This is a genomic window from Bradyrhizobium sp., assembly GCF_019242285.1.
Classification (GTDB): domain Bacteria; phylum Pseudomonadota; class Alphaproteobacteria; order Rhizobiales; family Xanthobacteraceae; genus Bradyrhizobium.
In genome coordinates this window covers 1-8400 of record NZ_JAFAVV010000768.1, presented here as the reverse complement: position 1 = coordinate 8400, position 8400 = coordinate 1, and the positions used below count along the sequence as shown (strand labels likewise).

At 65.8% G+C, this 8400-nt stretch carries 7 protein-coding genes; 2 read left to right on the top strand and 5 right to left on the bottom strand.

Features of this window, described 5'->3' with window-relative positions; all coding sequences use genetic code 11:
• The 4 genes from JOY90_RS31385 to JOY90_RS31370 all read right to left on the bottom strand — a co-directional run.
• Positions 1 to 3311: SbcC/MukB-like Walker B domain-containing protein (locus tag JOY90_RS31385; RefSeq protein ID WP_291694973.1), on the bottom strand; the 3311-nt coding region annotated here is incomplete at its 3' end.
• On the bottom strand, positions 3308 to 3946 hold the full coding sequence (locus JOY90_RS31380; protein ID WP_291694972.1) for a DUF4194 domain-containing protein: 639 nt from the start codon (positions 3944 to 3946) through the stop codon (positions 3308 to 3310). The genes JOY90_RS31380 and JOY90_RS31385, both read right to left, overlap by 4 nt.
• Entirely contained in the window at positions 3939 to 5459 is a 1521-nt protein-coding gene (locus tag JOY90_RS31375; protein WP_291694971.1) for a Wadjet anti-phage system protein JetA family protein, read from the bottom strand. Before JOY90_RS31375 ends, JOY90_RS31380 begins: the two co-directional genes overlap by 8 nt.
• Positions 5460 to 5644: 185 nt before the next feature.
• Positions 5645 to 5896: a hypothetical protein gene (locus tag JOY90_RS31370; RefSeq protein WP_291694970.1), complete on the bottom strand. Its 252-nt coding sequence runs from the start codon at positions 5894 to 5896 to the stop codon at positions 5645 to 5647.
• A 259-nt stretch (positions 5897 to 6155) separates the two neighbouring features.
• On the opposite strand from JOY90_RS31370, the gene JOY90_RS31365 reads away from it, so the two are divergent.
• Complete coding sequence (locus JOY90_RS31365) at positions 6156 to 6605, top strand: type II 3-dehydroquinate dehydratase (RefSeq protein ID WP_291694969.1); 450 nt, start codon at positions 6156 to 6158, stop codon at positions 6603 to 6605.
• 149 nt (positions 6606 to 6754) lie between these two features.
• Here the strand turns inward: JOY90_RS31365 and JOY90_RS31360 are convergent, their stop codons facing one another.
• Positions 6755 to 7633 (bottom strand): aldose 1-epimerase family protein, encoded by an 879-nt coding sequence (locus JOY90_RS31360; RefSeq protein WP_291694968.1) that lies wholly within the window; start codon positions 7631 to 7633, stop codon positions 6755 to 6757.
• 104 nt (positions 7634 to 7737) lie between these two features.
• Here JOY90_RS31360 and JOY90_RS31355 point away from each other — a divergent pair.
• Positions 7738 to 8400 (top strand): SDR family NAD(P)-dependent oxidoreductase (locus tag JOY90_RS31355; RefSeq protein ID WP_291694974.1); only part of this gene is annotated, 663 nt, incomplete at its 3' end.

The window sequence follows — 8400 nt, the reverse complement described above, 5'->3', positions numbered from 1 at the left end:
TCGACCTCGATCACGGTATCGATATGCTCGAGCACTGCGACGCGTTTCTCGTTCGGGGCTGCAATGATGATCTGCAGGCCGAGCTTCTTGTAGAAGCTCATCATCTGGCGCTGGTTCTTGCCGTCCATCTTGGAGAACGCCTCGTCGAAGATCGCGAGCGCCATGCCCGACGGCTTGCTGCTCTTGGTCGTTCCGCTGCCATAGACCGACGCCAGCGAGGCACCGATCGCGACATAGATCGGCACCTGCTGCTCGGCGCCCGAGCCGGTGCCGCGCCGGGTTTCCCATCGCGTGGTCCGCCCGGTCGTGACGTCCTGCATGTGGATCTCGAAGGTGAAGAAGTTGCGGTAGTCCTCGAACTCGCTGAAATCCTTCTCCGGATCCTCCAGGAGGGCCTCGATCTCGCGCAGCGTGTCGCGGTGGGGAAACTCGTTCGGCACCTCGTCGCCCTTGAACAGCATGTCGAGCGCCTCAGGCGAGGTCTTGGCGATCTCGATGATCTTCAGGATCGGCTGGAATTCGGCAAGCCGCGTGTGATGGAAGGAGTATTTCTCGTTGTGGAAGGGATGATCGGCGAGCCCGCGGTTCATCGCCGTCAGCTCGCGCTCCATCTTGCTGATCCGCGAGGTCAGCGCATTGATGAAGCCGCCACGCAGCAGCGTCGCGGCCTTCTCCGCCGCCTCGCGCGCCTGCCGCTCGTAGCGCCGGAGCTCATTGGTTTCCATCTCGGCGATCAGCGCGTCCATCCATGGCTTGACCTCGCGCAGCGGCTCGCTCTCGATGCCGACCTGCGAGACGACGCCGAACCGGTCGAAATAGCCGCTGAGCGCCTGCCGGACCTGACGCTCGATGCGGACGCGGTCGGTCTCCGCGACATCGGCGGCCCTGGTCGCGGCCTCGGCGATCGCGCGGTGACGATCCTTGTCCGATCCGGCCGCATCGAACCGGCTGCGATACGCGGCGCGGCCCGCGTGCCGGTCGTACAGCAGCACGATCTTCTTGTAGAATGACCAGGCCAGCCGGGCGCTGAGCCGGGAGCCGGGCATGGCCTCGCCGCCCTCGATCGTCCGCTTGGCGTTCTCGGCCTCGACCAGGTGCCGATTAAAGACGCCCCGTTGCGCCTGGCGCTGCTCCAGCCGAACGCCACGCAACCTGCGCTGCTCCTTCTGCTTGTCGCGCAGGCCGCCGTCGCCTTCGCCATCCAGCGCGGCGATCCGCCGCTCGGCCTCGTCCCTCTCCTGCTTGACCGCCGCGAATTCGCCGGCGATGACGGCAAAGGTCGTGGATCGATCGTCGAACAGCCGCCGCAGCTCGACATGGGCGGCATCCGCCAGCCGTGCCGCGGCCTCGCTGCGGGCCCTTGTCTCCGCGAGACGCTCGACCTCGTCCGTCATCTCGCGCAGCCATTGCATCTGGGCATTCTTGCCGATCTTGAAGCTCGACGGCTCTGCGGCGCGGTGGGTCCGGACCAGCCCGTCGTCGTAGAGGCCATCCTTCATCAGGGCCCGGCCCGGCAGGTTGAATTGATCGAGCGTCTCGGCGAGCCGGACCGAGCCGTGCCTTCTTGCGATGAAGGCCATTGCATCCGCGTCGTCTGACTTGAACAGGGAGGGGAACGTGCCCGGCAGCGGCGGCGGCCGCAGCGGGTCGAGCTTGTTGAGGCTCACCAGCGATGCGCCGCGGAACTCGCGTCGTCCCTCCTTGAACAGCGCGGTCGCGCGCGCAATGTCGTTCCGATCGACGAAGATCGCCTCCCGGTCGCGGCCCAACAAGCCTTCGGCCGCCGCGGTCCAGGTCGGATCGGACACCTCGACGAGCTCGCACAGCACCCGCGGGTTCATGCCGGCCTGTCTGAGCCTGCGGCAGAGATGAAGCGTGGCATCGCCCAGATGCGCGGCGCCCGCGCCGCTGGCATGACGCTGCAGCCGCTCCCTGAGCTGCACGACTTTGGCCTTCTCGTCGTCGGCCTGCCGGATCAACTGCCGGCGCGCCTCGTCGACCTTCTCCAGCAGACTTCGATCGAGCGCCAGCAGCGCCTGCTCGGCGGTCTGCAGCGCCTGGGTGGACCGGTCGATCGACGCGTCGCGGCCGATACCGGTTAGCTGCATCAGCGCCGGGACGAGCTCATCGAAGCCGAAACCGGTCATCGCACAGAGCGGCTGTAGTGCCTTGACCGCTGCAAGCCTGTTCTCGAACGTGCTGGTGGCGCGCTGCATGGCCTGCGCAGCCGCATCGCGGGTCTGGACCAGCGAATTTCGGCCCGATCGCGCGTCATGCTCGCCGATCGCCCGGTCGAGCCGCGCGATCTCGGCATCGATGCCGGCGATCTCCTCCTCCAGGAAGTTGAGCTCGGTCTCGGCCGCCTCGCGCTTCGCGGTCTCCTCGGCCAGCCGTGCGACCTGGATGTCATACGCCGCCCGCGCGGACAGCCAGGCGCCGCGCCGTGCGATCCACTGCTCGCGCGCCTTGCGCTCGTGGGCGAGCGCCAATTCGCCAAGAATGGCGCGCAACGCGATCAGCGCCTCGAGCTTCTCGCGCATCGTCTTGATGGTGTCGTTGATGTTGCGATAGGTGCGGATCGACTCGCGCAGCTCGCCGACCCGCATGTTGTTCTTTTCGAGGATGTAGTTGCGCACGAACTCGGTTGCGGTCTGGTCGTGGTCGAGCGTCATGGCGTTCACGACCGCCTTCTGCAGGGAATTGGCGTTCTGCTCGCCGACGACGGAAGCGTGCGGCACCAGCTTGCGCATATACTCGCGTACGTAGTCGATCGCCTTATCGCGGTGATTGACGAAGTTGCCCTGCCCGACCGAGGCCACGATCCGCCCGCGAACGACGTCCCACTCGGCCGGAAACTGCTTGCCATCACGCGTCTCGATAAAATCGGCAGAGGTCAGGATCTTGCCGGTGACGACGAAGCGCGCCAGCACCGTTTCGTTGCTTTCGGAGCGGCGGGCCTCGATGGCCATGCCGATCGATACCGGTGGGCGCTGTCCGTCGGTGTCGACGAAACCGAGGCAGACATAGGTGCGTGCCTGCTCGCGCTTGCGCTGGTCCTCGCCGAGCGTTCCGAGACAATAGTCCAGCACGCTGCGCTTGGAGGCGCCGCGGCTCCTGCCCTTGTCGCCGGCCACCGCGTTGAGGCGCTGGACGTTGCGGTTGCCGCCCGTGAGGACGACCTGGGCCATGTCCAGGATCGTCGACTTGCCCGACCGGTTCTCGCCGAAGACCCCGACATGCCCGGATATGTCGACGTCTTCGACGTCGAACAGGTGCCAGTTGACCATGGCGGCGTGGCGCAATTCCATCATGCCTCGTCTCCATCGGCCGCCGCGAGGCCGACCTCCTGCGTGCGCACATAGCGTTCGATTCGCGCCAGCGCGTCGGCGCCGCTGATCAGCTTGATCATCGGGCGGATCGCGACCTCGAAGTCCTGCGCGTCGGCATCGTAGTCGCTGACGTCGACGAGACCGCGTTGCGCCGCCTCCTCCAGGATCTCGCGAAACCGACGCGTCGATATCGCGCTGGAATCGTTCCGCTGCACCATCTCCTTGTAGCGGTCGAACAGCGTGTTCAGCGTCGTCAGCACGACAGCCCGATCCTCGACCGCGCCGACATTGACCTCGTCCTGCCAGTGCGAGGCGAGCACGAGGATGACGATGGTTTCGTCGAGCTTCATCTTCGGCAGCGGAACGTCCTCGCCGAGCGCGGTGATGCCAGCCCATTGCGCCTCGGCGTCGCGGTGGACGCGATAGCCGCAACTGTCGAAGAAGCCGTCGATCACGGCTCTGAAGCGGCCGTCCATCACGGTGCCGTAGACCGTGCTGGTCCTGGGATCGCCGGCGAACACGAATTGCTTGCGCAGCAGGAAATGCAGCGCCTTGCGCAGGTCGCCCGCCTTGTCCGCACCGTAGGTCCGCTCGATCGACTCGAATTCGCTAAGCATGGAGCCGCCTCACGGAAGCTGTGGCCTGCCGGCGGATGATGAAGTTGGCACAGCGCAGCCAGTCGCTGTCATGCGGAGGGGTGTCGGGCGCGAATTCGAGCTCGAAATGCCGCGCAATCTCGGCCGGCACGTCCCTGGTCAGCGCGAAGCGGCGCGCCGCGTCGAAGGCCAGAAAGTCGTCGATGGACATAAGCGCAATGAACCGCGCCTCCCGGGTCGCGCCCGGCGGCACCTGCCGCTCCAGGAAACCGCGCACCTGTGTCGGCCCCGGCGCAATCCGTGCGATGTACGCCAGCCGAAGCTGCTTCCTGATCTCGTACAGCGGGTCATTCGGCCGCTCGCCGAGCGGTTGCGCTTCCATGGGTTTCCGCGGCTCGCGGCTCGGCGCCTGGTGGTGCTCGGACCAGGGCGCCCGCATCGGCTCGAGGCTCCATTCGAGGGTCGCGTTCGGCGATCGTCCGTTCACGATCAGTCGGTCGAGCCGGCCGACGAGATCGCCTGCCCGCCCGACCAGTCCCTGGGTGCCGCGCTCAGCATATTTGATCGTATTGCGCACGCGGGATTCGAGCTGGCGGCGGAACGCCTCGATCCGCTCGAACATCTCGCCGATCTGGCCGAAGGTGCTTTCGATGGCGAGCAGGTCGCCCTCGGCCTCGAGCGCCGCTTCCGACAGCGAGCCGGAGATGCCGGCGGCACGATACTCCTCCGACAGCACCTGCATCGTGGCCGGCGTATGGGCGATCCTGCGCGCGGTGTCGACGATGGAGTCGCGGAAGCGATACGGATGGTTGAAAGTGAGGATCGATTCGAAGTCCTTGAGCAGCAACTGTCCCACGAACTCCTCGAAGAAAGCCTCCAGCCGGTCGCCGACCGTCTTCGACTCCATCACGGCGCGGCGGATGCGCTTGAGATCCGAGAGGATGGCGCGCAGGCTGCGGGTGAACTGGTCGACCTGGTTCCGCGCCTCCCGCAGCGCCAGCGCGACCTCGCGTTGCCTGCGGTCGACGACGTCGGGGCTCAGCTTCTCCACGGCTTCGAGGTTCAGCCGAACCGTGACGATCAGGCCGCCGAAACGCTGCGAGACGTCGCGGTTCAGGCTCGAAAGCCGTTGGATCACGAGCAGCGGCCCCATCGGCATGTCGACGGTGACCCTGAGCCCGTATTCCTCCTCCTCGAGCCAGCCCCACCCGACCAGTCGGGCGTAGATCTGCCTGGCGATCATCAACGCCTTGTCGGCGGTCTCGCTGCCGTCCGCCGAGGCCCGCTTGATGCGGCGCCGCCCGGCCGAAATCACCTCGGGCAGCGCCTCGCCGAAATCATCGTCCTCGTTCCATAGCGTCGGATTGGCCCGCATCACGTCGTAGACGGCGTGCGTCACCTCCTGCGGCGTCGGAAAGGCCGGCGCGCCGGTGAAGTAGCGGTCGTAGAGGTCCAGCAGACACGCCGCGTAGAGATGCTTGTGCTCGCGCGAGAACGCGAGGAATGCCTCGTCATGAAGATATCGAAACAGCACCGCCTGCACTCCGAACGGACGCCCGCCACCCCGGATCGGCAGGCCGATTTTTCCCTGATCGTTCCCTTTCCGTTCGGGTTTAGAGCTACAGGGCGGTGGTTGTCCACCGTCCCTGCCGCCAACCCCCTGCTTTGTTTGGAGGGCTTCTTCCCGTCTCCCGTCGGAGTTCGGCTAAGCTATTGATCCTACTCCAGATCACCCGGCGTCATCGCGAACGCCAGCGCGTAGCGGCCCCTAGTGACGGTCTCCTGCGCGCCGAGATTTCTCAGCGCAGCAGTGCCGAGGCCCGTCTCGAGGGCCAGTTCCACGGCATCTGATTCGTAGCCGGAAATCAGGACGACCCAGTCGGCCGCGGCGTCGGCGCTGCGGATGCGCTGCTTGGCGGTGGGTGCTGCGGTCCGCGGCGTATCCGTGATCAGGAGGTGTGCGCCGGTCAATCCCGGCTGGACCGCCAGGCGCTCCAGCGCCTCGGTCAGCGCCCTCAGCAGTTGGCGCTCCTCCCCCGGGGCGTGGCGACAGCCGGATGGTCGCGAGCGACGCCGCGACCCCTGCCCCGAAGCTCGCCGCCATCCAGCATAGCCGCCTCGGGCGATGGGAGCGTAGACATCGCTTTCAGCCTTTGTCCGGCGGCTCTATTAGCACCTGTCCGTCCACAAAACGGCCGGACAATTCCATCCTTTTCCGCCTGGAGAACAAATGACTGGCACGATCCTGGTCCTGAACGGACCGAACCTCAACCTGCTCGGCGTGCGCGAGCCCGAGCTCTACGGCCACCATACGCTGGAGGACATCAGGACACTCTGTGTCGAGCGAGCAAGCAGCCGCGGCCTCGAGGTCGACTTCCGGCAATCCAATTCGGAGGCGACGCTGATCGACTGGCTGCACGAGGCCCGTGGCATGATGATCGGCGTCGCGATCAATCCCGCGGGCCTTTCGTTCCATTCGGTGCCGCTACTCGATGCGGTCAAGATGTTCGACGGACCAAAGGTCGAGGTCCACATCACAAACATCCATAGACGCGAGCCGATGTATCAGAAGTCACTGATTTCGCACGGCGTCACCGGCGTGATCGCAGGCCTTGGTGCATCTGGCTATGCGCTCGCGATCGAGGCGATCGCCGAGCTTGCAGGCTCGGCAAGGACGTGAACTTCAGATCGTAAGGCGAGGGCCCGAAGCACCTCGCCCTTTTAGGACGAGGTGCTCCCGGAGAGACCGGTACTCATACGCTCAATCCGATCTCGTCCGAGAGAATGCACGCGAAGGTTAAACAAACCGACAAGTGCACCGCCTTTCTTTCATGTTCCCCGGATAGCCATGCGATAGGCGAGCCGGCGCGTCTCGGCCGGCGCGATATGCATCAGGCCCGGCTTGTGGGTGAAATCGCCGGAAAACGCCTCAGGGCTGGCAAATCCGCGCCAGGGCTCGATGCAGATGAAAGCCGCGCCTTCAGGTTTGGACCAGATCCCGAGTTCCTGGAATCCGTCCCAGGCGATCTCGATCGACGGACCGTGCGCCGCCTGATAGCGCACCGATGTGCTCGCGAGCCGGTCGAAGATGACGGCATCATCATCGAACAGCCGCGCCGATAGCGGCAAGCTGTCGCCATGGACGGGACTCGGCTCCGGCGCTGCCCGCATCAGGCCGCCACGCAGCCGCCTGACAGGAGCAGGCTCGTCATTCGCAAAGACGATCTCGTAGTCCTCCTTGGCGAGGCTGGGCAACAGTGGCCAGTTGAACGCCGGATGGGCCCCGATCGAGGCCGGCAGCATGTCCTCACCCGTGTTGGTGACGTCGAGCGTGACATCGAGGTCCGAACTGGCCACGGCGAAGCTGACCACCAAACGAAACGCAAAGGGATAGCGCTTGCGTGTCTCGCCATTGTCGGTGAGCACCAGCGAGCAGGATCTCGTCTCGCGCGCCAGCCAGTCGAACCTCAGGTCGCGCGCGAAACCATGCTGCGTCATCGGCCAGCTCCTGCCGTCATGGCGCAGTTCGTCCTGGTTGAGCCGCCCGACGATCGGGAACAGCAGCGGGGCATGCCGCGGCCACGCTGGTCCGGCCTGCCAGAGCAGCTCGAAGCCTGCGGCATTTTTCAGCGAGCAGAGCTCGGCCCCATCGGCCTTGATGGTCGCCGCAATTCCTTTGTCGCGAAGCGTCCAGATGTTCCCGTCCATGTGATGTTCCAGCCACCATCGGCCCCGCCGTGCTATGTCATAGTCGTGCACGACCGGCTCGTGCAATGGGTCAGGACGCACGCATATCCGGAGGCGCTGCAATGTTGACGTTCAATTTGAGGGGACGGGTGGCGCTGGTGACCGGAGGCTCGCGTGGCATTGGCGCTGCGATCTGCCGCAGCCTGGCGGAGGCCGGCGCCGCCGTCGCCGTCAACTACCGTGAGCGCGCCGATGCGGCCAACCAGCTCGTGACCGAGCTGCGCGGCAGAGGCGGCGCCCGCGCCCTGCCCGTGGCTGCCGACGTCTCACGACCTGACGAAGTCGGGAAAATGGTGGATGCCGTGCAGTCCGAGCTCGGGCCGATCGACATTCTCGTCAACAATGCCGGCATCGCGATCGTGCGCGGCGTCGACGATCTCACCGAGGCCGATTTCGACCAGACCATCGCCGTGAACCTGAAATCCGCCTTCCTCTGCACCCAGGCCGTGCTGCCGTCGATGCGGACCAGGAAATGGGGCCGCATCGTCAACATCTCCTCGGGCGCCGCCCGTGGCGCCGGTGCGATCGGACCGCACTACAATGCTTCCAAGGCCGGCATGGAGGGATTGACCCGCGGCTATGCCGCGCGACTGGTGAAGGAAGGCATCACCGTCAATGCGATCGCCCCTTCGCTGATCGAGACCGACATGATGAGCGGCCGGCCCGAGCTGGCGAGCCGTATTCCCCTGGGCCGGCTCGGCAAGCCTGAGGAGGTCGCCAAGGCGGTC

Bases quoted from the DNA above. Each gene is read 5' to 3' on its own strand.
- JOY90_RS31380 (WP_291694972.1), bottom strand. From the start codon at position 3,946: ATGCTTAGCGAATTCGAGTCGATCGAGCGGACCTACGGTGCGGACAAG.
- JOY90_RS31365 (WP_291694969.1), top strand. From the start codon at position 6,156: ATGACTGGCACGATCCTGGTCCTGAACGGACCGAACCTCAACCTGCTC.
- JOY90_RS31360 (WP_291694968.1), bottom strand. From the start codon at position 7,633: ATGGACGGGAACATCTGGACGCTTCGCGACAAAGGAATTGCGGCGACC.